The organism is Amycolatopsis sp. NBC_00348 (assembly GCF_036114655.1).
Lineage (GTDB): Bacteria > Actinomycetota > Actinomycetes > Mycobacteriales > Pseudonocardiaceae > Amycolatopsis.
Window position 1 is genome coordinate 6,706,025 of record NZ_CP107994.1, and the last position, 23,622, is coordinate 6,729,646.

General features: G+C 71.5%; 22 protein-coding genes. 11 read left to right on the top strand and 11 right to left on the bottom strand.

The genetic code is table 11. The annotated features are described in order from the left end of the window. Positions 1–99 precede the first annotated feature (99 nt). From OHS58_RS29195 to OHS58_RS29220, 6 genes are all read left to right on the top strand, one after another. A complete protein-coding gene (locus OHS58_RS29195) occupies positions 100–651 on the top strand; it encodes a PH domain-containing protein (RefSeq protein ID WP_442788282.1) in 552 nt (183 codons plus the stop codon). Then, complete coding sequence (locus tag OHS58_RS29200) at positions 648–2,195, top strand: PH domain-containing protein (protein WP_326944172.1); 1,548 nt, start codon at positions 648–650, stop codon at positions 2,193–2,195. The genes OHS58_RS29195 and OHS58_RS29200 overlap by 4 nt, the downstream gene beginning before the upstream one ends. 151 nt (positions 2,196–2,346) lie before the next feature. Beyond that, complete coding sequence (locus OHS58_RS29205; RefSeq protein WP_326951649.1) at positions 2,347–3,132, top strand: IclR family transcriptional regulator; 786 nt, start codon at positions 2,347–2,349, stop codon at positions 3,130–3,132. A 43-nt stretch (positions 3,133–3,175) separates the two neighbouring features. Beyond that, positions 3,176–3,679 (top strand): GNAT family N-acetyltransferase, encoded by a 504-nt coding sequence (locus OHS58_RS29210; protein WP_326944173.1) that lies wholly within the window; start codon positions 3,176–3,178, stop codon positions 3,677–3,679. Between the two features lie 143 nt (positions 3,680–3,822). Beyond that, a complete protein-coding gene (locus OHS58_RS29215; protein ID WP_323323023.1) occupies positions 3,823–4,020 on the top strand; it encodes a hypothetical protein in 198 nt (65 codons plus the stop codon). Next, positions 3,999–4,436: a VOC family protein gene (locus OHS58_RS29220; RefSeq protein WP_328644681.1), complete on the top strand. Its 438-nt coding sequence runs from the start codon at positions 3,999–4,001 to the stop codon at positions 4,434–4,436. Before OHS58_RS29215 ends, OHS58_RS29220 begins: the two co-directional genes overlap by 22 nt. Positions 4,437–4,586: 150 nt before the next feature. Here the strand turns inward: OHS58_RS29220 and OHS58_RS29225 are convergent, their stop codons facing one another. Then, entirely contained in the window at positions 4,587–5,852 is a 1,266-nt protein-coding gene (locus tag OHS58_RS29225; protein WP_328644682.1) for an aminotransferase family protein, read from the bottom strand. A 144-nt stretch (positions 5,853–5,996) separates the two neighbouring features. Next, positions 5,997–7,187, bottom strand: coding sequence for a CaiB/BaiF CoA transferase family protein (locus OHS58_RS29230; protein WP_326944176.1), 1,191 nt, complete (start codon positions 7,185–7,187; stop codon positions 5,997–5,999). A gap of 151 nt (positions 7,188–7,338) precedes the next feature. On the opposite strand from OHS58_RS29230, the gene OHS58_RS29235 reads away from it, so the two are divergent. Next, positions 7,339–9,303, top strand: a complete 1,965-nt coding sequence (locus OHS58_RS29235) for an NPCBM/NEW2 domain-containing protein (RefSeq protein ID WP_442875476.1) — start codon at positions 7,339–7,341, stop codon at positions 9,301–9,303. Here OHS58_RS29235 and OHS58_RS29240 read toward each other — a convergent pair. Genes OHS58_RS29240 through OHS58_RS29265 form a run of 6 tightly spaced genes read right to left on the bottom strand, consistent with a single transcriptional unit; the run spans position 9,293 to position 17,360 of the window. Then, entirely contained in the window at positions 9,293–9,973 is a 681-nt protein-coding gene (locus OHS58_RS29240) for a GntR family transcriptional regulator (protein ID WP_326944177.1), read from the bottom strand. The two genes, OHS58_RS29235 and OHS58_RS29240, sit on opposite strands and share 11 nt — an antisense overlap. A gap of 10 nt (positions 9,974–9,983) precedes the next feature. Beyond that, positions 9,984–10,769: an SDR family NAD(P)-dependent oxidoreductase gene (locus tag OHS58_RS29245; protein ID WP_328644683.1), complete on the bottom strand. Its 786-nt coding sequence runs from the start codon at positions 10,767–10,769 to the stop codon at positions 9,984–9,986. Beyond that, on the bottom strand, positions 10,769–12,469 hold the full coding sequence (locus OHS58_RS29250; RefSeq protein WP_328644684.1) for a hydantoinase B/oxoprolinase family protein: 1,701 nt from the start codon (positions 12,467–12,469) through the stop codon (positions 10,769–10,771). The genes OHS58_RS29245 and OHS58_RS29250 overlap by 1 nt, the downstream gene beginning before the upstream one ends. After that, complete coding sequence (locus OHS58_RS29255; protein WP_328644685.1) at positions 12,466–14,496, bottom strand: hydantoinase/oxoprolinase family protein; 2,031 nt, start codon at positions 14,494–14,496, stop codon at positions 12,466–12,468. The genes OHS58_RS29250 and OHS58_RS29255 overlap by 4 nt, the downstream gene beginning before the upstream one ends. Positions 14,497–14,506: 10 nt before the next feature. Continuing rightward, positions 14,507–16,138 carry a thiamine pyrophosphate-binding protein gene (locus tag OHS58_RS29260; protein ID WP_326944181.1) on the bottom strand — a complete coding sequence of 544 codons (1,632 nt, stop codon included), beginning with the start codon at positions 16,136–16,138 and terminating at the stop codon, positions 14,507–14,509. Positions 16,139–16,181: 43 nt separating this feature from the next. Then, complete coding sequence (locus tag OHS58_RS29265) at positions 16,182–17,360, bottom strand: NAD(P)/FAD-dependent oxidoreductase (RefSeq protein ID WP_328644686.1); 1,179 nt, start codon at positions 17,358–17,360, stop codon at positions 16,182–16,184. A gap of 96 nt (positions 17,361–17,456) precedes the next feature. Between OHS58_RS29265 and OHS58_RS29270 the strand changes: the two genes are divergently transcribed. After that, entirely contained in the window at positions 17,457–18,821 is a 1,365-nt protein-coding gene (locus OHS58_RS29270) for a WS/DGAT/MGAT family O-acyltransferase (RefSeq protein ID WP_247057256.1), read from the top strand. Between the two features lie 16 nt (positions 18,822–18,837). On the opposite strand, the gene OHS58_RS29275 is transcribed toward OHS58_RS29270, so the two are convergent. Next, entirely contained in the window at positions 18,838–19,797 is a 960-nt protein-coding gene (locus tag OHS58_RS29275) for an aldo/keto reductase (RefSeq protein WP_328644687.1), read from the bottom strand. 107 nt (positions 19,798–19,904) lie between these two features. Between OHS58_RS29275 and OHS58_RS29280 the strand changes: the two genes are divergently transcribed. Both OHS58_RS29280 and OHS58_RS29285 read left to right on the top strand, forming a co-directional pair. Further along, on the top strand, positions 19,905–20,420 hold the full coding sequence (locus OHS58_RS29280; RefSeq protein WP_326958108.1) for an ArsR/SmtB family transcription factor: 516 nt from the start codon (positions 19,905–19,907) through the stop codon (positions 20,418–20,420). A gap of 301 nt (positions 20,421–20,721) precedes the next feature. Then, on the top strand, positions 20,722–21,966 hold the full coding sequence (locus OHS58_RS29285) for an MFS transporter (RefSeq protein WP_328644688.1): 1,245 nt from the start codon (positions 20,722–20,724) through the stop codon (positions 21,964–21,966). Here the strand turns inward: OHS58_RS29285 and OHS58_RS29290 are convergent. Next, entirely contained in the window at positions 21,917–22,396 is a 480-nt protein-coding gene (locus tag OHS58_RS29290) for a MaoC family dehydratase (RefSeq protein ID WP_328644689.1), read from the bottom strand. The genes OHS58_RS29285 and OHS58_RS29290 overlap by 50 nt on opposite strands. A 65-nt stretch (positions 22,397–22,461) precedes the next feature. On the opposite strand from OHS58_RS29290, the gene OHS58_RS29295 reads away from it, so the two are divergent. Beyond that, positions 22,462–23,139 (top strand): ArsR/SmtB family transcription factor, encoded by a 678-nt coding sequence (locus tag OHS58_RS29295; RefSeq protein WP_328644690.1) that lies wholly within the window; start codon positions 22,462–22,464, stop codon positions 23,137–23,139. 195 nt (positions 23,140–23,334) lie between these two features. On the opposite strand, the gene OHS58_RS29300 is transcribed toward OHS58_RS29295, so the two are convergent. Then, positions 23,335–23,592, bottom strand: a complete 258-nt coding sequence (locus OHS58_RS29300) for a hypothetical protein (protein ID WP_326944188.1) — start codon at positions 23,590–23,592, stop codon at positions 23,335–23,337. Between the last annotated feature and the right edge of the window lie 30 nt (positions 23,593–23,622).

Below are 23,622 nucleotides of genomic sequence, written 5' to 3' on the forward strand. Positions count from 1 at the left end.
TCAAGCACAACACACCCCGACGGGGATTCCATTCCACCGGCTGTGCCGGGGATCGTAACGCCATGCGATCGAGGCCGGACCGGATCGGCATCGTGACACTTGTCGTGGGCGCGCAAGCCACCGATCGGGCACGCTGAAGCGGTGAGCGAACACACCACGAGTACGGCCCTGCGGCTGCGGCCGCCGGCACACCGGGTCAGCCGCCGGGCCATCGGCTACTGGACGACGACCGCCGCGATCCTCTGGATCGTGCTGATCGGGGTGCAGACGCTCATCGTGGCGACCAGCGACGACGCGCCCGCGTTCCTCAGCGTGACGCTGGTGATCTCGTGCGTGCTCGGTCCGCTGCACCTGATCGTGATGCCGCAGTGGCGCTACCGCGTGCACCGCTGGGAGGTCACCGGCGAGGCCGTCTACACGCAGGCGGGCTGGCTGAAGCAGCAGTGGCGGATCGCGCCGATCTCGCGGATCCAGACCGTCGACATCGAGCGCGACCCGTTCGAGCAGCTCTTCGGGCTGGCGAAGCTCACGGTGACGACGGCGTCCGCGGCCGGCCCGCTGCGCATCTCGGGCCTGCGGCACGACCGCGCGCTGGAGCTGGCCGACGAGCTGACGAAGACGACGCAAGCGATCCGGGGGGACGCGACATGAGCAGCAGCGCCGACACCGAGACGGCCGTGGTCCGGCCCGCCGAGGGCACGCAGGACGCGCCGTGGCACCACCTCGACCGGCGCATGCTGCTCATCCGGCCGGTGCTGGACCTGGTGAAGTCCCTGCCGGTGCTGCTGGGCGCGCTGCTGTTCGGGCACGGCGAGCCGTGGCAGTGGATCGGCCTGGCCTTCACCGCCATCGCCGTCTTCACCGGCGTCTCGCACGTCCTGACGTCGCGTTACCGGATCACCGAGTCGCAGGTCGAGTGGCACACCGGGCTGCTGCTGCGCAAGCAGCGGGCCATCCCGCGCGACCGGATCCGCACGGTCGACGTCACCTCCGAGCCCAAGCACCGGCTGTTCTCGCTGGCCGCGGCGCGGATCGGCACCGGACGGCACAACCACGGCAAGGGGCCGAACAAGGACGAGCTGGTGCTCGACGCCGTCACGGTCGCCGAGGCCCAGCGGCTGCGGACGCTGCTGCTGCACCGGAAGGCCGTGGCCGCTCCGTCTTCGACGGAAGCCGAGCCCGCCGCGCCGACGGAGCAGCTCGTCGCCGCCGTCGACAAGCGGTGGCTGCGGTACGCGCCGTTCACGCTGTCCGGGCTGGCGGTGGTGGGCGCGGCCGTCGGCACCGTCTACCACTTCGCGCACGAACTGCACTTCGACCCGGTCCAGTTCTCGCTGGTCCGGACGGTCGTCGGGCACTTCGCCGACACGCCGGCGTGGGTGAGCGTGGTGCTCGCCGCCGTCGGGCTGCTGCTGCTCGTGTCGGTGCTGTCGGTGGGCGGCTACATCCTGTCGTTCTGGAACTTCCGGCTCACCCGCGAGCCCGCCGGCACGCTGCACATCCGGCGCGGCCTGATCACGACGCGCTCGGTGTCGATCGAGGAGGACCGGCTGCGCGGCGTCGAGGTCCGCGAGCCGCTGCCGCTGCGCCTGGCGGGTGGCGCCCGCTGCGTCGCCATCGCGGGCGGCCTGCGCGAGGGCAAGGGCGCGGACAAGAGCGGCGGCCTCCTGCTGCCCCCGGCGCCGGTCGCCCGCGTCCACGAGGTCGTCGCGGCGGTCCTCGGCGAAGACCCCGCGGCGACGCCGTTGGTGCGGCACCCCCGCCGGGCGCTCTACCGCCGGCTGACCCGCGCGGTGATCGGCGTGCTCCTGCTGGGAGCGGCGCTCTACGCCCTGGCGTGGCTCGCCGGCTGGCCGGACTGGCCGTGGCAGGTGGCCGTGGTGCTGCTGCCGTTCGCGGCGTTGGTGGGCTGGGACCGCTACCGCGGCCTCGGCCACGCGCTGACGGGCCGCTACCTGGTGACGCGGTCGGGCTCACTGGACCGCGGCACGGCGGTGGTCCGGTGCGACGGCATGACGGGCGTCGTCGTCGAGCGTTCGTTCTTCCAGCGCCGGGCCGGGTTGGTCACGGTGATCGCCCCGGTGGCCGCGGGCAAGGGCCACTACAAAGTGCTGGACGTCGGCGAGACGGACGGGCTGACACTGGCCGACGAGGCACTTCCGGGGCTGCTGACGCCGTTCCTGGAGCGTCGTTGAACACCGTTGTGCTACAACAAAAATCACTTCGGCGAGCGCAAGTGGGAATCTGACCGGGATTCGGAAATGCTGGCTTTCGTTTCACGCAACGTGCTAATTTATTCACCCCGTGTGATAGCGAAGGTCGTTTTTGTCTCACCGAGAGGTCATGATGACGCCTGCCGTCAGTGCCGTCGACGGTTCCGCCACCACTTCCCCCCGCCGTACCCCCGGGGCCAGCAGTTCCCGGAAGGTCCTGCAGCTGCTGCTCGCGTTCTCCGAGCGCCGGTGGGAGGCCAGTGTGGCCGAGCTCGCCGCCACGATCGGCACACCGGTCGCGACGACCTACCGCTACGTCGCCCTGCTCAAGGAGCTGCAGCTGCTCGAAGAGGGCACTGCCGGGCACTACCACCTGACCAGTCAGGTGATGCCGCTCGCGCGGGCCGCACAGCTGGCGAACGACCTCGTCCGGCTGGCGAAGCCGGCCATGGAGGAAGCGGCTCGCGAACTCGGCGAGACCGTGATGCTGTTCCAGCAGTTCGGTGACGCCGCCGTGTGCGCGGACCGCGTCGAGTGCGACCGCGCCATGCGGTTCACCTTCGAGCCCGGGCATTCGGTGCCGCTCGGGCTCGGCGCGTCCGGCAAGATGCTGCTCGCGCTGCTGCCGGAGATCGAACGCGACCGGCGGCTGCCGCCGATCATCGACCAGTACGGCACCGGCGTGCGCGACGAGCTGAAGTTCGCGCAGGAGAACAGGTTCTCGGTCAGCTCCGGGGAAATCGACGAAGGCGTCTGGGCCTGTTCGGTCCCGGTGCCGACGATGGGCAGGCGGCCGACGGTGCTGACCGTGGCCGGTCCCGCCGCCCGGATCTCCGAAGGCGCCCGCGACGACGCGATCACGGCGTTGCGCGGCTACGCCGACCGCATCCAGCGGACGATTTCGTCGTACTCGCTGTAAAAATGCCGCGCGCCGGAGCCGGCGCGCGAGTAGGAATGCGCGGGTGATCCGGCTCGCGCGCCCCGACGACCTGCCCGCCCTGATCGACGTCGAACGCGAGGCCGGGCGGCTCTTCCGCGAGCTCGACATGGCCGCGATCGCCGACGACGACCCGGGCTCGGTCGCGGAGCTGTCGGTCTACCAGGCCGACGGCCGCGCCTGGGTGAGCGTCGATTCCGACGACCGCCCGGTCGCCTACCTCATCGCGGAAGTCGTCGACGGACGCGCGCACATCGAGCAGGTCTCGGTCCGGCCCAGCCACGCGCGGCGCGGCCTGGGCAGCGCGCTGATCGAGACGCTCGCCGAGTGGGCGGCCGAGCGCGGTCTGCCGGCGCTCACGCTCACGACGTTCACCGAGGTGCCGTGGAACGCGCCCTACTACGAACGGCTGCGGTTCCGCGTCGTCGAGGACGCCGAAATCGGCGACGGGCTGCGTGACATCCGCCGCTCCGAAGCCGCCCGCGGCCTGGACACCTGGCCGCGCGCCGCGATGATCCGTCCGCTCTGACCTGCGCAAATGCCCTTTTCTCCCCTACCTGGGGGATCCACTGGCGCGACCAGTCGAACATGTGTTCTACTGTGCGGGCCGGTCCCGGAGGGGGAAGCTCCGCGGGCCGGCCCAATCTTTTCGGGGAGTTCTGAGGAGGCAGCGTGGCGGTCAAGATCACCCACCTGACGAACGGCCAGCAAGTGCGTTTCGCGAACGCGGACGGCGCCCGCCGCTACGCCGAGATCATGGGCGGCGGCGTCGACAAGTGGCGGTTCACGGTGGTGCCCGAAGACCTCGCGCTCCGGAAAATGTCGGACTCGGTCGTTAACGTGCCGGTATGGCGTATGACTTCCAGGTGACCGTCGACTCAGCCGACCCGCACGTGCTCGCCGACTGGTGGGCCGAGACGCTCGGCTGGGCCGTGGAACCGACTGATGAGGACTTCATCCGCGAGATGATCGCGAAGGGTTACGCGAGCGACGCGGAGACGAAGACGCACAACGGGGCACTGGTGTGGAAGACGGGTGCCGCCATCCGGCACCCGGATTCCCCACCCGAAGGCCCGCCGAGGCGGGTGCTGTTCCAGCTGGTCCCGGAACCCAAGACCGTGAAGAACCGGCTCCACCTGGACGTCTGGGTAGGCGCGGCCAACGTCGACGCGACGGTGGAGAAGCTGACCACGCGGGGCGCGAAGTTCCTGCACCGCGGACAGCAGGGACCACACAGCTGGGTGACGGTCGCGGACCCGGAGGGCAACGAATTCTGCGTGTCCTGACGTTCGCGACGTCCGCCCAGCTCGCTTGCGATCGTGACCGGTCCGCCCGCGCGATCGCGACCGGCGAGCCGAGGGCCAGCGGCAGGCCCGCACCACCGTGAGCGGGCGCATCCAGGGCGTCGGAGGCCTTGGATGCGCCGCTCGACAGCGTCAGCGCAGGCGGTCCAGGGCCTTCGGCAGCGCCGTGGCCAGCAGGTCCAGCTCCGGTTCCGCCGCGATCAGCGGCGGTGACACGGCGATCCCGCGGCCGAGGTTGCGCACGATCACGCCCTCGTCCCGGCAGGCGCGCTGCAGCTTGACCGGGGCGCCCGGGTCGGCGTCCATGACGTCGCCCGTCAGCTCCACCGCGGCGAGGAAGCCCAACCCGGCGCGGACCTCCTTCACCAGCGGGTGGTCGCTGACACCCGACACGGCGTCGGCGAGTGGCTTCTCGAGTTCGCGGCCGCGCGGGATCAGGCCGTCGCGCTCGTAGATGTCCAGCGTGGCCAGGCCGGCCGCGCAGGCGACGGGGTGTCCGGCGTACGTCGCGCCGTGGCGGAAGATCGGGGCGCCGGGCGCGCCGGTGAAGAACGGTTCCGCCACGCGCGGCGCCACGATCAGCGCGCCGAGCGGGATGGTCCCGCCGGTGATGCCCTTCGCCGTCGTGATCATGTCGGGTTGCACCGACCACCGGTCGATGCCGAACCACGTACCGAGCCGGCCCCACGCGGCGATGACGCAGTCCGCGACGAACAGCACGTCGTGGCGGCGGCAGATCTCCGCGACGGCCTCGATGTACCCCTCCGGCGGCAGCAGCACGCCGCCCGCGCCGATCACCGGCTCGCAGAAGAAGGCCGCCACCCGCGACGCGCCCACCCGCTGGATCTCGGCCTCGAGCGCGCCGGCGTCGTCGAACGGAACGTGCGAGAACTCCGGCGGCTGCGGGCCCACGCCGGCCGCGTTGGCCGGGATGCCGCCGACGGCCGTGCCGAACCCGTGCGTGCCGTGGTAGCCCTGCGTCCGGCCGATGACGTGCACCTTCTCCGGCCGCCCGGTCTGCGCGAAGTAGGCGCGCGCGAGCTTCACGGCGGTGTCGATGACGTCCCCGCCGCCCGAGCCGAAGAACACCTTCGAGCCGGGGGTCGGCGCCAGCTCGGCGACGCGGTCGGCCAGCTCGATCGCCGGCTCGTTCGCGTTGTAGCCGAACAGGTTGTACGAGTCGAGCGCCCGCAGCTGCTTGCCGACGGCCTCGGTGATCTCCGGCCGCCCGTGCCCGAAGTTGGCGTACCAGAGCGACGCGGTGGCGTCGAAGTACCGCCGCCCGGCGTCGTCCCAGACGTAGGAGCCCTCGCCGCGGGTGATGACCATCCGATCCCCGTCGACGGCCCCCATATCGGCAAACGGGTGCCAGAGGGCGTGTTTCGGTTGTGCTGACATCGGTCCTCCTCAGGTCCCGCCCCCATCCTTACCAGGGCGAAGCAATCGACGCGAACACTCCATCGTGCACAGTTCGGCGGCTGGACGTGGCCGGAACGGCACCACAACCTGCAACAACGACGCCGCCCGGCACGGGCTGACCCCTCACTCCAGGAACTCCGCGATCTCCGCCTCCGAATAACCCAGCTCCGCCAGCACCTCCGCGGTGTGCTGGCCCAACGTCGGCGGTGCGGACGTCGGCCGCGCGGGGGTGTCCGACGCCTTCACGGGGAACCCGTTGCCCACGTACGTGCCCACCGTCGGGTGCGGCAGCCGCACCACCTGGTCGCGTGCGGCTGTCCAGGGGTCCGCGTAGACGTCGTCGAGCTCGTTGATCGGGGCCGCCGGGATGCCCGCCTCGTCGAACGCCTTCAGCCAGTCCGCCGCCGCGCGGGTCAGGAGCACCGGCTCCAGCAGCGCGTTCAACGGATCCCGGTGCGCCGCGCGCGCGGCGTTCGACGAGAACCGCGGGTCCGCGGCGATGTCCAAGCCGAGCACACCGCAGAACGCGTGCCACAGCTTTTCGCTGCCCACCGCGATGATCAGCCAGCCGTCGGACACGGGGTACGCCTGGTACGGGACGATGCTCGGGTGCGCCGAGCCCATCCGGCGCGGGCGTGGCGCGTCGTAGAACACCGCGCCCGCCGCGTAGATGTGCCAGGCCAGCTGACTGTCCAAAAGGGACACGTCGAGGTACTGGCCGCGGCCGGTGGTGTGACGGGCCTGCAGCGCCATCAGCACCCCGATGATCGCCCACGTCCCGGCGTTGAGGTCGGCCACCGGCAGCCCGACCTTCGCCGGCGCGCCGCCGGGTTCGCCGGTCAGCGACATGACGCCGCCGAGGGCCTGCGCGACCAGGTCGTAACCCGCGCGGTCGCGATACGGCCCGGTCTGCCCGAACCCGGTGATCGACACGTGGATCAGCCGCGGGTTCACCGCGGACAACGCGGCGTAGCCGATCCCCCACTTCTCCAGCGTCCCCGGGCGGAAGTTCTCGACGAGCACGTCGGCGTCGGCGACCAGCCGGCGCAGCGCGTCCCGCCCGCGGTCGCTCTTGAGGTCGAGGACGATCCCGCGCTTGTTCCGGTTCGCCGCGAGGTAGTAGACGGCCTCGTCGCCGACGAACGGCGGGCCCCAGCCGCGGGTGTCGTCGCCGTGGCCCGGCGGCTCGACCTTCACCACGTCGGCGCCCATCTCGCCGAGGTGCTGCGTGCAGTACGGCCCGGCGAGGATGCGGGAGAGGTCGACGACCTTGATCCCGTCCAGCGGCCGGAATCCGTCAGGGGCAGGGGGCATCAACGGCTCCTCGTCGGGCTCGGCGTCCGCCCCTTTGTACCTCGCGCACCCGGAAAAGGGATTTCCTACCAACGGACCTAGACGGCGATCACTCCCATCGTGTTGATTGTTGAGCGAGTCTGTGCAGAGTTGCGCACTCCGGGAGGGAACGATGCGTCGTCTTGTTGGAATGGCGGCCGCGCTGGCCGTCTGCGCCACGCTGGTCACGGTCACCCAAGCCGCGGCCGCGGAGCCCCAGTACTTCGCCGCCCAGCGCGTCGGCGACCGTCCGCCGATGGGCTGGAACAGCTGGAACAAGTTCGGCTGCGCCATCAACGAGGACCTGATCCGCGGGGCCGCCGACGCGCTCGTGTCGTCCGGCATGAAGGACGCGGGCTACCAGTACGTCAACATCGACGACTGCTGGGCCGAACAGAACCGCACGGCCGACGGCAAGCTCGAGCCGAACCACGAGAAGTTCCCGCACGGCATCAAGGCGCTCGCCGACTACGTCCACGGGCTCGGCCTCAAGCTCGGCATCTACACCAGCGCCGGCACGCTGACCTGCCAGAAGACCATGCCGGGTGCCCTCGACCACGAGGACGCGGACGCGCAGTCGTTCGCCGACTGGGGCGTCGACTACCTCAAGTACGACAACTGCAACAACGAGGGCCGCGACGCGATCGAGCGCTACACGAAGATGGGCGAAGCGATCAAGAAAACCGGTCACCCGATGGTCTACGCGCTCTGCGAATGGGGCGAGAACGACCCGTGGACCTGGGGCCGCGACGCCGGCGCGCAGCTGTGGCGCACCACCGGCGACATCAGCGACAACTGGGGCAGCATGACCGGCATCCTCGACCAGCAGGTCGGCCTGGAGAAGTACGCCGGTCCCGGCGGCTGGAACGACCCGGACATGCTCGAGGTCGGCAACGGCGGCATGACCGACGCCGAGTACCGCTCGCACTTCTCGCTCTGGGCGTTGCTGAACGCACCGCTGCTGGCCGGGAACGACCTGCCCGCGATGTCGCCCGCGAACAAGAAGATCCTGGAGAACAAGGACGTCATCGCGCTCGACCAGGACTGGGCGGGCACCCAGGGCCACAAGATCCGCGACGACGGCGACACCGAGGTCTGGGCCAAGCCGATGTCCGACGGCTCGGCCGCGGTGGTGCTGTTCAACCGCGGTTCCGCGACGGCGTCGATGAGCACGACGGCGAAGGACCTCGGCCTCAAGGCGCGCGGCTACCGCGTCCGCGACCTCTGGAGCGGCACCGAAACCGAGACCGCGGGCACTCTCCGCGCAGCCGTCCCCTCCCATGGCTCGGCCGTGTTCCGCGTCTGGCCCGCCACCCACCCGGCGGCCGCGCCGCTGACGACGCTGGCCCTGCCGAGCCCGGACTACGTGCCCGCCGACCGGCCGCTGACCACGACGCTGAAGGTGACCAACGACGGCAGCACGCCGATCGCGGACGTCCGCACCAGCGTCACGGCGCCCGCGGGCTGGAAGCTGGACGGGCCCGGATCGTTCACGGTGCCGGTCGTCCTGCCGGGCAAGTCCTGGCAGAAGCAGGTCACCTTCAAGCCGGTGGCTCCGGCCGGCGACCACGTCACGCTCACCGCGAAGGCGAGCTACCTGACCCTGTGGGGCAAGCGCGACCTGACGTCGGAAGGCACGTCGCCGCTCGTCTCGCGGCCGGCGGCGGGGACGACGGCGTTGTCGAAGGCACCGTGGATGTCGTCGGACAACGGCTGGGGCCCGGTCGAACGCGGCACGAGCAACGGCGAGGCCCAAGCGGGCGACGGCCACAAGATCACCATCGCCGGCACCGGCTACGACGACGGGATCGGCGCCCACGCGCCGTCGAGCGTGCGGATCTACGTCGGCGCGGGCTGCACGTCGGTCAGCACGCTGGTCGGGCTGGACGACGAGAACTCCGGTGGCAGCGCCGGGTTCCGCCTCCTCGGGGACGGCAAGGAGCTGGCCGCCACCGGCGTCATGCACCCCGGAGACAAGGCTCAGCCACTGACCGCGCAGCTCTCCGGCGTCCAGGTGCTGGAGCTGTCGGTGACCGACGGCGGCGACGGCAACACCAACGACCACGCCGACTGGGCGAACGCCACGGTCACCTGCTGAGGTCGATGAGCCAGGCTTCGGCGTCGCGGAGGTAACGGTCCAAAGCGGCCTCCGCGACGTCGAACCGGCCGCACCGCAGGTCTTCCAGGATCTGCTCGTGGCAGTCGAGGAACGGCTCGTAGAACTCGCGGGTGTTCTCGTTGAGCACGAAGAACAACCGGGTCTCGGCGAGCACCTGGCGCATCGTGGCGGAGATCCGCTCGCTGCCGGCGAGGTCGGCCAGCGCCTGGTGGAAGTGGATGCTCGCGGTGCCGACCGCCGGCCAGTCCTCGGCCGCCGCCGCCGCGCGGCCGCTCCGCAACGCGCCCTCGGCCGCCGTCAGGTCCACAGTGGATCGCTCGGCCGCGCGGCGCAGGGCACCGCATTCGGTGGCCCGGCGCACGACGTAGAGGTCTTCGATGTCCTCTGTGGTCAGTTCGCGCACGAACACGCCGCGGTTCAGCTCGTGCACGGCCAGCCGTTCGTGGGCCAGCAGCTGGAACGACTCGCGCAGCGTGTTGCGCGAGACGCCCAGCGCCGAGCTGATCACCGGCTCGGAAAGCCGTTCACCGGGGGCGAAGACGCCGTCCGTGATGTACTGGCGCAGGATCGCGGCGACCCGCTCGGCCGTGCCGCTGCGCGCGAGCAGGTGCCGCTCGTGCTCCAGCCCCGATGCGTCCACAGTGGACATCGGAACTCCGCTACCTGACGCCGAGTTCGAAGTCGAGGCTGTATCGGTGGCCCGGCATCGCCCCCGCGGCCTTCGCACCGTCGATCGGCAGCACGACGCCGTTGACGAACCGCGACTCGTCGCTGGCCAGGAACACCACGGCCTTCGCGACCTCCCACGCCTCGCCGACGCGGGCCGCCGGGGTGCTCGCGACGAGCTGGTGCTGCTTGGCTTCGAACTCCTCCGCCGACGCGAGCGTGCCGCGCAGCATGTCGGTGTCGATCGCGCCCGGGTTCACCGTGTTGGCGCGGATGCCCTGGTGCGCGTGGGCGACGGCGATCGACTTGGTCAGCCCGACCAGCGCGTGCTTGGTGGCGTTGTACACCGGGTCGCCCGGGCGGCCCATCACGCCGCCGTTCGACGACGTCGTGACGATGCTGCCCGCCTTGCGCTCGAGCATGTGCGGCAGCACGGCGCGGGTGCCGAGGAACGCCGCGCGCACGTTGAGCGCGAAGATGTGGTCGAAGTCGGCCAGCGTCGTGTCGACGAGCGGCTTGCCGAGGTGGATGCCGACGTTGTTGAACAGCACGTCGATCCGGCCGGTCTCGGCGATGACGCCGTCGACGAACGCGCCGACCTGGTCCTCGTCGGTGGCGTCCACTATGGAGTGCCGATAACCCGCCGGCGGCTCGGCGGGCTCGCGGATGTCCGACGCGAACACCGTCGCGCCCTCGGCGAGGAACTCCTTCACCGTGGCGAGGCCGATACCCCGCGCGCCGCCGAAGACGACCGCCACCTTGCCGGCCAACCGACCCATCACTTACCCGCTCTCAGTCGTGCTGTCTGCTCTTCGTCCACCACGTAGTCCTCGGGCAGCCGGACGAGTGTGTCCGCGTTCCCGAGGTACCGCACTTCGACGCCGTACACCTCGCGCGCCGCTTCCGCCGAGACGTACCCCTCGACGACGTCCATGAGCACGGTCGCCACCGGCCGTTCGCGCGGCGGCCCGTAACCGCCACCGCCGGGGAGCGTCACGTCCACAACGGACTCCGCGGCGAGGGTAACGCGGCTCTTCGCCGGCAGGTCGGCTCCGCCGCGCAAGCCGAACCGTCCGGGTGAGCCCGCGCCACCACCGTCCACACCGGACGCCGCCGCGCGCACGCGGTCGACGTTCCCGTTGACGCTCCACGAATCCACGTCACGTGCCACCATCGTGGTCACCTGTCCGAGGCCGCCGCGCCGGCGTCCCGCTCCGCCGGAGTCCACGCGCAGTTCCCGGGAGCGTTGCACGAGCGGCGCCATGGTCTCGATGACCTCGGTCGGCGTCGAGCGCAGGCCGCTCGGGAAGCCGGTGGTGTTCAGGCCGTCCTTGGCCGCCCGCGCGCCCATGCCACCGGTCTGGAAGACGTTGAGCATGAACCCGGGGCCGCGCCAGATGGTCATCCACAGCGCGTCCGCGCTCGGCGCGATCGCCGCGCCGGGCAGCGCGCCGATCAGCAGCGACGGCAGGAAGTGCCCGATCAGGTGCCGCGACGCGACCGGCGCCGGCGGCAGGCAGTTCAGCACCGAACCCTCGGGCGCGGTCACGTGCACCGGCCGGAACGAGCCGGCGTTGTGCGGCACCTCCGGCGCGATCGCCGCCTTGACCGCGAACGACGCGTACGCCCGGGTGTAGTTCAGCACGACGTTGATCCCGCGCCGGCTCTGCGGCGACGAGCCCGCGAAGTCGAGGTGGATCTCGTCACCGTCCACAGTGGCCGTGACACGCAGGACGATCTCTTCGTCGTCGAAGCCGTCGGTGACGATTTCGTTGGTGTAAGTCCCGTCCGGCAGCTCCCGCAGCGCGTCCCGCAGGGCCTTCTCGGAGCGGTTCATGATCTCGGCGGCGACGTCGTCGAGCGTGTCGAGCCCGAACTCGTCCAGCAGCCGGACCAGGCTCGCGGCCCCGACCTCGTTGCCGGTGACCTGCGCGTACAGGTCGCCGACGGTCTCCTCCGGCGTGCGGACGTTGACGCGGATCAGCCGTTCCAGGTCGGTGTTGACCTCGCCCGCGCGCAGGAACTTGAGGATCGGCAGCCGCAGGCCTTCCTCGAAGACCTCGTGCGCCTCGGCCGACACCAGCCGGCCGCCGATGTCGGGCGCGTGGCAGCACGACGCGAACCACGCGACCAGCCGGCCGGCCCGGAACACCGGCGTCGCGACGGTGATGTCGTTGATCTGCCCGGCGGTCTGCCACGGGTCGTTGGTGAGCAGCACATCGCCGGGTTCGAGCTGCTCCGGCGGGTACGCGGCGACGAAGTGGTGCATGCCGGTGGCCATCGCGTTGATGTGCCCGGGCGTGCCGCCGACGGACTGGCCGATCATCTCGCCGCGGGAGTCGAACACCGCGCACGCCAGGTCGAGCGATTCACGGACGACGGCGGAGAAGGCCGTGTTGACCAGCGCGTTCTGCTGTTCGGCGAGGATCGAGTGCAGCCGGTTGGCGAACAGCCCGACGACGATGGGATCGACCGTCACACTGTCACCTCCAGCCCCGCGTCACCTCGGACGACGCAGCAGGCACCGGGCGGGACGACCACAGTGGACTCGCGCTCCTCCACGATGGCCGGACCATCGACACGGTCACCGGGCTCGAGCCGGTACCGATCGAAGACGATCGTGTCGACAAATCCACCTGCCGAAGGAAAGTAGGCCTCCCGGCTGCCCTTGTGCGCATCTCCCGCGGACTCGGCCGAGGCCAGCCGGAGGCTGACGTCCGGGGCCGGACCGCTGGAGACGACCCGCCAGTTCAGCACCTCGACGCCGACGTCGGGCCCGGAGCGCCGGTAGAGCGCGCGGTAGGTGCGCGTGAACTCGTCGATCAGGGTGTCGGGCCAGCTGCCGCCGTGGACCGGCACGCGGATCTCGTAACCCTGTCCGGCATACCGCATTTCGGCGATCCGCCGGTGCGTCACACCGTCCACACCGGACTTCGCGAGCAGCGCCGCGCCCTCGGCCTCCATCTCGGCGAACAGCGCGTCGACCTGGTCCCACGACAGGTCGAGCACGGCCGCGCGGGCCGACCGGACGAAGTCGAACGCCAGCGGCGCGGTCAGGAACCCGGCCGCGCTGAGCACCCCCGCGGCCGGCGGCGCGACGATCGACGGCGCCCCGAGCGCGCGGGCGACCCCGACGCCGTGCACCGGGCCCGCGCCGCCGAAGGTGTACATCGGCAGCTTCGCGGGATCCTGCCCGCGTTCGACGGCGTGCACGCGCGCGGCGTTCGCCATGTCCTCGTTGACGCTCGTGTGGATGCCCCACGCGGCTTCTTCGACGCTCACGCCCAGCTTTTCGGCAATGCGGCCTATCGCTGCACGCGCAGCCGGCGCGTCGAGCGTCATCCCGCCACCCAGGAAGTAATCCGGGTCGAGGTAGCCGAGCACCAGGTCGGCGTCGGTGACCGTGGGTTCGGTGCCGCCGCGGCCGTAGCAGGCCGGGCCGGGTTCGGACCCGGCCGAATCGGGGCCGACGGTCAGCAGCCCCAGCGCGTCGATCCGGGCGATCGACCCGCCGCCGACGCCGATCTCGATCATGTCGATGACCGGCACCTGCACCGGCAGCCCGGACCCGGGCAGCAGCCGGTACTTCCGGTCCACTTCGAACTGGTGCGTCACCAGCGGCGCGCCGCCGGCGATCAAGCAGAGTTTCGCCGTCGTGCCGCCCATGTCGAAAGCCAGCAGGTCCGCCGGGCCGATCGACGCGGCGGCGATCGCGCCGCCGGCCGGGCCGGACTCGAGGATCCGGATCGGGTACCGGGCCGCGGTGTCCACAGTGGCCAGACCGCCGTTGGACAGCATGATGTGCGGCGCGCCGGCGACGCCGAGCCGGCGCAGCCGGTGTTCGAGATCGCGCAGGTACCGTTCGGTGAGGTCCTGGACGTAGACGTTCGCGACCGTGGTCGACGCGCGCTCGAACTCGCGGATCTCGGGCACGACCTCCGACGACAGCGCGACCCGCAGGCCGGGCGCGACGTCGGCGAGGACCTCGGCCGCGCGCCGCTCGTGGGCCGGGTTGGTGAACGCGTGCAGGAAGCAGATCGCGACGGCGTCGATCCCGCGGGCGGCCAGCTCGCGGCCGAGCCGCGCGACGTACGCCTCGTCGAGTCCGACGTGGACGGACCCGTCGGCGAGGATCCGTTCCGGGACGTCGAAGCGCAGGTGCCGCGGGACCAGCGGCTCGGGCAGTTCGATGAGCAGGTCGTACAGCTCGTACCGGTGCTCGCGCCGCATTTCGAGGACGTCGCGGAACCCGGCGGTCGCGAGCAGCGCCGTGCGCGCACCCTTGCGCTCGATCAGCGCGTTGGTCACCAGCGTCGTCCCGTGCACGACCTGCTCGACGTCGCTCGCGGCGATCCCGGCGTCGGCGAAGAGGGCGGCCAGGCCTTCCTCGACCGCGCGGGCCGGTTCGTCGTGCGTGGTCAGCACCTTGCCGACGGCGACGATCCCGGTGCCGTCCACCGCGCAGAGATCGGTGAACGTGCCACCGATGTCGACACCGATCCTCATCCGCCGACCTTCATCCGGCGGCCTTCCGGTACCACCGCGGCGACGTGTTCAGCGGCGGCTTCAGCTTGGCCTTCACCACCAGCACGTTCGGCTCGTCCGACTCGACGAACTCGCCGAGCAGCCGCCGGAACGCGCGCCCGAACCCGGAGACGCGGTCGGCGTGCACCCCGAAGGAGCGGGCCAGGCCGACGAAGTCCGGGCTGTCCCAGTCGACCCCGCGACGCGGCACGCCTTCCTGCTCTTGGTCGTAACGCAGCATGCCGTAACCGCCGTCGTCGACCAGGACGACCGTGACCGGCAGCTGTTCCTGCGCGAGCGTCGCGAGATCACCGCAGGCGTAGAGGAAACCGCCGTCGCCGGTGATGCAGATGGCGCGGCCGACCCCCGCCGCGGCGGCGCCGAGCGACGCGGGGAAGCCGTAGCCGAGGGTGCCCCAGCCCATCGGGTAGGCGAGCTTGCGCGGCGCCCGCACCCGGTGGAAGCCGCCGACCCAGTAGCCGGCGACGCACATGTCGGACACCAGCACGGCGTCCATCGGCAGCACTTCGTCCAAAGTGGACAGGAAGTCGTAGGCCTGCGGCTCCTCGTCGCGGATCCGCTGGCGCACCCGGCGGCCGATGCCGGCCAGCCGCAGCGTGATGTCGTCGAGGCCGTCGCGCTGCTTCGGCAGCAGCCGCTCGATGATCGCGCGCGCGTCGCCGACCAGCGTCAGGTCCGGCGGGTAGTTCTTGGCGGCGTCGTCGGCGTCGACGTTGATCGCGATGAGCGTGGGCGGCTGGGGCATCAGCCAGTTCTGCGTCATCAGGCCGTCGAAGTCGGTGCCGATGGCGAGCACGACGTCGGCCTCGTCCCACAGCTCGCCGACCTCCGGCGTGTGCACCGGGTTCGGCGCCAGGCACGGGTGGTCGAGCGGCAGCAGGCCGCGGGCGGCGAAGGTGGTGATCACCGGCGCGGCCAGCTTTTCGGCGAGTGCGCCGATGGCCTCGCCCGCGCCCGAGCGCAGGGCGCCGCCCCCGGCCCAGATCAGCGGGCGCTGCGCGTCGGACAGCAGCGCTTCGGCCCGGGCGAGGTCGGGGACGTCGCCGTCGGGCTTGCGGTGCGGCGCGGGCGACCGCCGGTGCGGCACGGCCTCGCGCAGGTAGTCAGTGGGCACGCCGAAGTACACCGGCCCGCTCTGCGGCTGCAGCGCGAGCCGGACCGCGCGGTGCACGGTGGTGCCGATCTGGTCGGCCGCGCGGACGGTGAAGCCGCCCTTGGTGATCGGCGCGAACATGGCCTGCTGGTCCGACGTCTCGTGCAGCACGCCGCGGACGACGCCGGGCCGCCGCAGCGTCGAGGGGATGTCCGTGGCGATGATCAGCACCGGCGCGGCGGAAGCCATGGCCTCGCCGACGGCGCCGAGCGTGTTGGCGGCGCCGGGCCCGGTGGTCACCAGCGCGACGCCGAGCTTCCCGGTGGCGCGGGCGTAACCGTCGGCGGCGTACCCGGCCGTCTGTTCGTGGCGGACACCGATGATCTTGATGCCGGCCTCGGCGAACGCCTCCCACAACGGCAGGTTGTGCACTCCCGGCAGGCCGAAGGCGATCTCCGTGCCCAACGCCTTCAAAGCGTCCGCCAGCTCCCGCGCACCACTCACAGCCACGGCCCGGATACTGCCAGATCGTTGAACGATCTGGCAATCGGCCCTAGACGATGTGGTGCTCGGCCGGTGCGCTACCGGCCGCCGCGAACCGGCGGACGTCCAGCTCGGCGACGTCGACCGACGTCGGTCGCCCCAGGTAGAGGTCCCGGATCAGCTCGCCGGTGGCCGGGCCCATCTGGAAGCCGTGGCCGGAGAACCCGGTCGCGTAGAAGAACCGCGACAGAAGGACGCTTTCCCCGATGATCTGGTTGCGGTCCGGCGTCATCTCGTACAACCCGGCCCACGCCGTGCGGATGCCGGCGTCCAGCACCGCGGGGATCCGGCGCCCGGCCAGCTCGGCCAGCCGCGGCAGCCACTCGCCCGCCTCGTAGCGGGTGCCGAAGCCCGGGAAGCCGTCGTCCTCGCAATAGGACATCGCCAGGCCTGCACCTTCGCGGTGGAAGTAGAACGCCGACGGCAGCTCGATGGTCAGCGGCACCGACTCCGGCAATCCGGGCACCGGACCGGTGAAGACGACCTGCCGCTGGAACGGGCGCACCGGCAGGTCCAGCCCGGCCAGCTCGCCGACCCGCCCCGACCACGCACCCGCCGCGCACACGACGGCGCCGGTCCGCACGAACCCCGCCGTCGTGCGGACGCCCGCCAAAGCGTCACCGTCCCGTTCGATCCCGGTGACCTCGACGCCGGTCCGGAGCTGCGCGCCGCACGCGCGTGCAGCTCTCGCGTAGCCCTGCACGACCGCGTCCGGCGTCGCTTTGGCGTCGTCCGGCGACCAGAGCGCCGCGACGACGCCGTCCGGCTCGATCAGCGGGAGGACGTCCCGCACTTCCGCGGGGTCGAGCAGGTAGCTCCGGACGCCGTGCGCGCGCTGCAGCTCCGCACAATGTCCGATTGCGGGCACGTCCGCCGGGTCGGTGATCAGGTACAGGTAGCCGTCGCGGCGGAAGTCGATCTCGACGCCGAACCGCTCCCGGAAAGCGCTGTACTCCGCGAGCCCGCGCAGCCCGAGCTCGACGTTCACAGGCTTGGTGAACGACGACCGGATGCCGCCCGCGGCCTTCGCCGTCGAGCCCTCGCCCAGGCCGTCGCGCTCCAGCAGCAGGACGTCGACGCCGGCCTCGGCCAACCGGAACGCGCAGCTCACCCCGATCACCCCGCCGCCGATCACGACGACTTCGGCGAACTGTGGCAGAGACGTTTCCCCGGCGCCGCGGACGGTCATACTCGCCAATGTAGAACGTGATCCACCGGTGGCACCCGAACGCGTAGAGTCGGCCCACCGGGGCAGCGACGCTCCGCGCGCGGAAGGTGATGCCCGATGCCGATGATGCCGGTGACCGACTCGATGTTCCTCCTGGTGGAGACGCGCGAGCATCCGATGCACGTCGGCGGCCTGCAGCTGTTCAAGAAGCCCGAGGGCGCGGGCCCCGACTACCTGAGCGGCCTCCGGCGGAACCTGCTCGACTCGGACAACATGCGGCCGGTCTTCCGCCGCCGCCCCGCCCGCCCGGTGAACACGCTCGGGCACGTCGCCTGGTCGACCGACGCCGACCTCGAGCTCGACTACCACTTCCGGCACTCCGCGCTGCCGCAGCCGGGCCGGATCCGCGAACTGCTGGAGCTCACCAGCCGCTGGCACAGCACGCTGCTCGACCGGCACCGGCCGCTGTGGGAGATCCACCTCGTCGAAGGCCTGGCCGACGGCCGGTTCGCCGTCTACACCAAGGTCCACCACGCGCTGATGGACGGCGTCTCGGCGCTGCGCCACCTGCAGGGCACGCTGTCGGACGACCCGTCGGACATGGACTGCCCGCCCTGGTGGGGCACACGGCGCAAACCGGGCGAAGGCCGCACCAAGCGCCCCCGGTCCCTGCTGGACAGCGCCGGCAAGACGGTCAACCAGATCGCGAGCCTGGCGCCGGCCGCGGTGAAGGTCGCGCGGGAAGCGTTCAGCGAACACACGGTGACCCTCCCGGGGCAGGCGCCGCGGACGATGTTCAACGTGCCGATCGGCGGCGCGCGCCGGTTCGCGGCGCAGTCGTGGTCGCTCGACCGCGTGCGGCAGGTGGCCAACGCGGCCGGGGTGTCGCGCAACGACGTCGTGCTCGCGATGTGCTCGGGCGCGCTGCGGGACTACCTCATCGAGCAGCGCGCGCTGCCGGACGCGCCGATGATCGCGATGGTGCCGGTTTCGCTGCGCCGCAAGACCGACCCGGGTGAGGCGACGGGCAACAACATCGGCGCCCTGCTGTGCAACCTGGCCACCGACCTGCCGGACGCCGGCAAGCGGCTCGTCGCGATCCACCAGTCGATGCGCAACGGCAAGCGGCTGTTCTCGGAACTGACGCCGTTGCAGACGCTGCTGCTGTCCGGGATCAACGTGGCGCAGTTGGGCGTCTCGCCGATCCCCGGCGTCGTCAACAACACGCGGCCGCCGTTCAACCTGGTGATCTCGAACGTGCCCGGCCCGCGCAAGCAGATGTACTGGAACGGCGCGCAGCTCGACGGCATCTACCCGGCGTCGGTGCTGCTCGACGGCCAGGCCGTGAACATCACGCTGACCAGCAACGGCGACAACCTCGACTTCGGCATCATGGGGTGCCGCCGCAGCGTGCCGCACCTCCAGCGGATCCTCACGCACCTCGACACGGCGCTGGTGGAGCTGGAAGCCGCCGTCAAGTAACTCTGTCCACAGTGGACTAGGCGACGCCTTCCGGCGCGGCACCGGCGATCTGCACGGCGCCGGCGGCGATGCGGTCGATCTCGGCCAGGTCGTCCGGCGTCAGCGTGATGTCCGCGGCGGCGAGGCTCGCCTCGATGTGCTGCGGCCGGCGCGCCCCGACGATCGCGGCGTGCACTCCCGGCCGGGCGAGCGTCCAGGCGATGGCGAGCTGACTGACGGTGATGTCCCGGTGCGCGGCGAAGGCCTGGAGTTCGTCGACGATCTTGAGGTTGCGGCGCAGGTTGTCGCCCTGGAACGCGGATGAACGTGACCGCCAGTCGGTGGTTTCGAAGGTGCTGTCCGGGGTGAACGCGCCGGTGAGCAGGCCGCTGCCGAGCGGGCTGTAGACGAACACGCCGATGTCGTGCTCGCGGGCGTAGGGCAGCGGATCGGTCTCGATGCCGCGCCGGAACAGGTGGTACGGCGGCTGGAGCGTCTCGACCGGCCGCGTCTCGTCGAACGCGGCCAGCTGCGCGGCGTCGTAGTTGGAGACGCCGACGTGCCGGACCTTGCCGGCGTCGACGAACTCCTGCAGCAGACCGGCGACGTCGGCCGCCGGGGTGTCGGGGTCGGGCCAGTGCACCTGGTAGACGTCGATGTGGTCACGCCCGAGGTTGCGCAGGCTCTCGTCGAGCCCCTGGGTGAGCCACGCGCGCCGCGAGTCGCGCGGCCGCTGCGCCCGCGGGTTGATGCCGCCCTTGGTGGCGACGACGACGTCTTGCTCTGTTCGCAGCGCCCGCCCCAGCAGCACTTCGGACCGGCCGCGACCGTAGGCCTGCGCGGTGTCGAAGAAGTTTACGCCTAGCGCGCGGGCGTGGTGGATCGCCGCGATCGCGGTGTCCTCGTCGAAGGCGCCCCAGTCACCGCCGAGCTGCCACGTCCCGAAGGCGATCTTCGAGACTTCGAGGCCGCTGCGGCCCAAGATCGTCGTACGCATGCGTCCAGCACAGCACAGACGTCGGACCACTGCACCGATCTTCCCGGCGAGCGAAACCCCCAAATAACTCTTTGACAGTTGCGCCGGCATCCCCGAAACTCGGGAGCATGTCCCTCGACGACCTCCGGGTCCTGGCCCACCCGCTGCGCATGCGGATCCTCTCGCTGCTGACGGGCACGGCGATGAGCGCGGCGGAGGCGGCGCGCGAACTGGGCGAAACCCAGGCGAACATCAGCTACCACTTCCGCCGCCTGCACGACGCGGGCCTGCTGGAGGTCGCGGAAGAAGTCCGCATCCGCGGCGGCCGCGCCAAGCGCTACCGCCACGACCCCGACTCCGGCCGGCGCCTCACGTCCCGCGACCCAGTCGAGGAACAGATGCTGACGAGGGCGATCGCGAGCGAACTCCTCCGCCGAGCGGAGTCGCGCGCCTCGGGCCGCCCGGCGTCACTCTCGGACGCGGACCTGTGGCTGGCCCCGGAGGTGTGGTCGGACCTCCTGGCCCGCGCGAAGGCTCTGAGCCACGAACTCCACACCGCGGCGCAGGCCCCGAGAACGCCGGGCACGGTCCGTGTCAGCGTCAGCATGGCGCTCTTCGAGCTGAAGCCGGGAGAAGCACCGTGACCACCGGATCCGAGCCGGCCCGAAGAGCAGCCCCCACCCGTCCCGGGGGGCGTCCCCGATCCCAGCGTACCGCCGCCTGCCTGCGAAAACGGGGGGTGCGGGAATCTGTGGACAACTTCGTCCCTGTGGACAGTGAACTTGACATCGGCGCCGAACCGGGTCTGCCGCACCTTCCCGAGCCGGACCTCCCGCGACGAATCCGATCGGCGCCGGCCTGCCGCGACGTCGTCCGGGCCGGCGCCGGCCATGCACCGCAGGAGTTCCCGACGAGCGCCGTCCCGACGACGGCGAAGGAGACGCGATGAGCCTGCCGTTGCTCGCTCCGTTGCGGGAGCACCGGTTCCGGGCGCTCGTCACCGGGCGGACCTTCGCCGACTTCGGCAACGCCGTCGCGCCCTTCGCGCTGGCCTTCGCCGTGGTCGACCTGACCGGATCGGCCGTGGACCTCGGGATCGTCGTCGGGGCTCGATCGATCGCCAACATCCTGCTCGTGCTGTTCGGCGGGATGCTCGCCGACCGGTTGCCGCGGTCGGTGATCCTGCAAGGCACCGAAACCGCCGCCGCGCTCACGCAGGCCACCATCGCCGCGAGTGTCCTCTGTGGATTCGCCTCCGTGCCGCTGCTGGTCGGGCTCAGCCTCGTCAACGGCGCCGTCTCGGCCATCTCGCTGCCCGCCGCCGCGTCGCTCACGCCGTTGACCGTTCCCGGCGCGCTCCTCACCCAGGCGAACGCGCTGCTCCGCCTCCTGTCGAACGTCGGCCGGATCGCCGGGGCCAGTCTCGCCGGTGTCCTGGTCGCCTTCGCCGGTTCCGGATGGGCGCTCGCCGGAAACGCGCTGCTGTTCGTCGCCGCCGCACTGTCATACCACCGCATCCGGCTGCCGAGCGGCGATCGCATCCCCGGCAGCCGGCCGCTCGCCGAACTCGCCGAGGGCTGGCGCGAATTCCGCTCCCGGTCGTGGGTGTGGCTGGTGGTACTGCAGTTCATGCTGGTCAACGCGGTCAACTCGGGCGCGATCGTGGTGATCGGCCCACTGGTCGCCGACGACACGTTCGGCCGCACTGGCTGGGGCCTCGCCCTCGCGGTCCAGACGGCCGGGGCGCTGCTCGGCGGCGTCCTCGCGGCGCACTGGCGACCGCGGCGGATGCTGTTCCTCGGCGTCGCGCTGGTCATGGCGGACGCGCTCCCGATGATCGCACTCGGCGTGACGCCCTACCTGGCGCCGCTGCTGCTCGCGATGTTCCTCGGCGGCGTCGCGCTCGAGCAGTTCTCCGTCGCGTGGGACGTGTCGCTGCAGGAGAACATCCCGCCGGAGAAGCTCGCCCGCGTGTACTCCTACGACATGCTCGGCTCGTTCCTCGCGCTGCCGCTCGGCCAGATCAGCGCGGGCCCGCTGGCCGAGCACGCCGGCCGCGAGACGACGCTGGTCGGCGGCGCGGTGCTGGTCGTCGTCACCACCGCGCTCGTGCTGTGCAGCCCGCAGATCCGCGGCCTGGTCAGGCGGACGCCGGTCGCACCAGTAGGAGGTTCAGCAGGCTCGCGCTGAACACCACGTCGCCGCCGTCGTCGACGAACTCGACCTGCGTGCGCAACACTCCCCGATCCGGCTTCGACCGCGAGACGCGGGCCTCGGTCACGGTCGCGCGCAGCCGCAGCACCGCCCCGGGCCGGACGGGACGCGGCCAGCGCAGCTCGTCCACCCCGGGGCTGCCCAGACTGGCCACAGTGGACAAGTAGTGCGCCGCGTAGAGCCGCATCATCAGGCTCGCCGTGTGCCAGCCGCTCGCGATCAGCCCGCCGAACGGGCCGGCGGCCGCCGCGGCCGGGTCGACGTGGAAGCTCTGCGGGTCGTACCGCTCGGCGAACTCCAGGATCTCGGCCTCGGTCACCTCGACGCTCCCGCAGTCGTAGGTCGCGCCGGGAACGTAGTCCGCGAAGTAGCGGTCGCCGATCGGGGTGCCGAACTCGCTCGTCATGGCCGCAGGGTGCCACAAGAACACTTCGATCCGGAGCGAACGGTTCCCCGGCTACGCTCGGCGCCGTGCCCGGCGAACCCGACATCGCCTCGGTCGCCCAGGCGATCGGCGAACCGGCGCGGGCCGCGATGCTCCTGCAACTGATGGACGGCGCCGCGCACTCCGCCCGGGCCTTGGCGACCGTGGCCGGGATCGCGCCGTCCACCGCGAGCTCGCACCTGCGACGGCTCCGCGACGCGGGACTGGTGCGAGCGACCTACGCAGGGCGTCAGCGCCTGCACCGGCTGGCCGGCCCGGAAGTCGCGCAGCTCGTCGAAGCGTTGGCCGCCTTCGCCCCGCCCCGCTTGCCCGAGCGGCTACAACCCGACCCGCCGACGGGGCCGTTGCTGCGGGCCCGGGCCTGCTACGGCCACGTGGGTGGACAGCTCGGCGTCGACATCGCGGCACTGCTGCGCAAGGACGGCGTGATCGACGACCTGGCCCCGGGCGAATCCGGCACGGTCCGCACCTTCGACCAGCCGCTGCTGGCCGCCCTCGGCATCGCCGCACTGCCGGACTCACACCCCGGCGTGCGCGCATGCCTCGACTGGTCGCACGGCACCGTCCACCTCGCCGGCGCGTTGGGCGCGGCACTGTTCGCAGCGTTGCTCGACGACGGCTGGGTACGTCGCCGACCCGGTGGTCGCGCCCTGCGGATCACCGAACCGGGACGCCGCCGATTCACCGAACTCGGCATCGGCTGACGGCCCGCGCATCAGTGTCGGGCCGCGATGGGTTGTCGCTCCCGCGCCGCCGCCCCGCAGATCTCACTGCGCTGTCCAGCCACAACGGCTGTCACGCTCGCGCTACCACCCACGCCGTCATCAACGTCAGGCCACGACGGTTGCCACCGGTCCGGCGCGGATATCGAGGCCAAGTCGCGATGGCCGTTGCTCGCGCTACCGGCCCGCGCGGGGCTCCGGGGTCAGGTCGCGGTGACCGTCCAGGCGCCACCAGCTCTCGAGCGTCTCGCGGAGCGCCTTGAGCAGCTCGCCGCCCGTCTCGAGTGGGACCAGCGCGGCCGGGCCGTCGCCGACTCTCAAGCCCGCGGCCAGCCGGTCGCCCTGCTCGATCAGCCCGACGACCACCCGCGTCGGTTCCCCGGTGACGTCGACGGTCGGAATAGCTCGTTCGTACCGCCAGCCTTGAGCGTTCACCCGGCCGACAGTGGCACAGCTTTCCCAGCC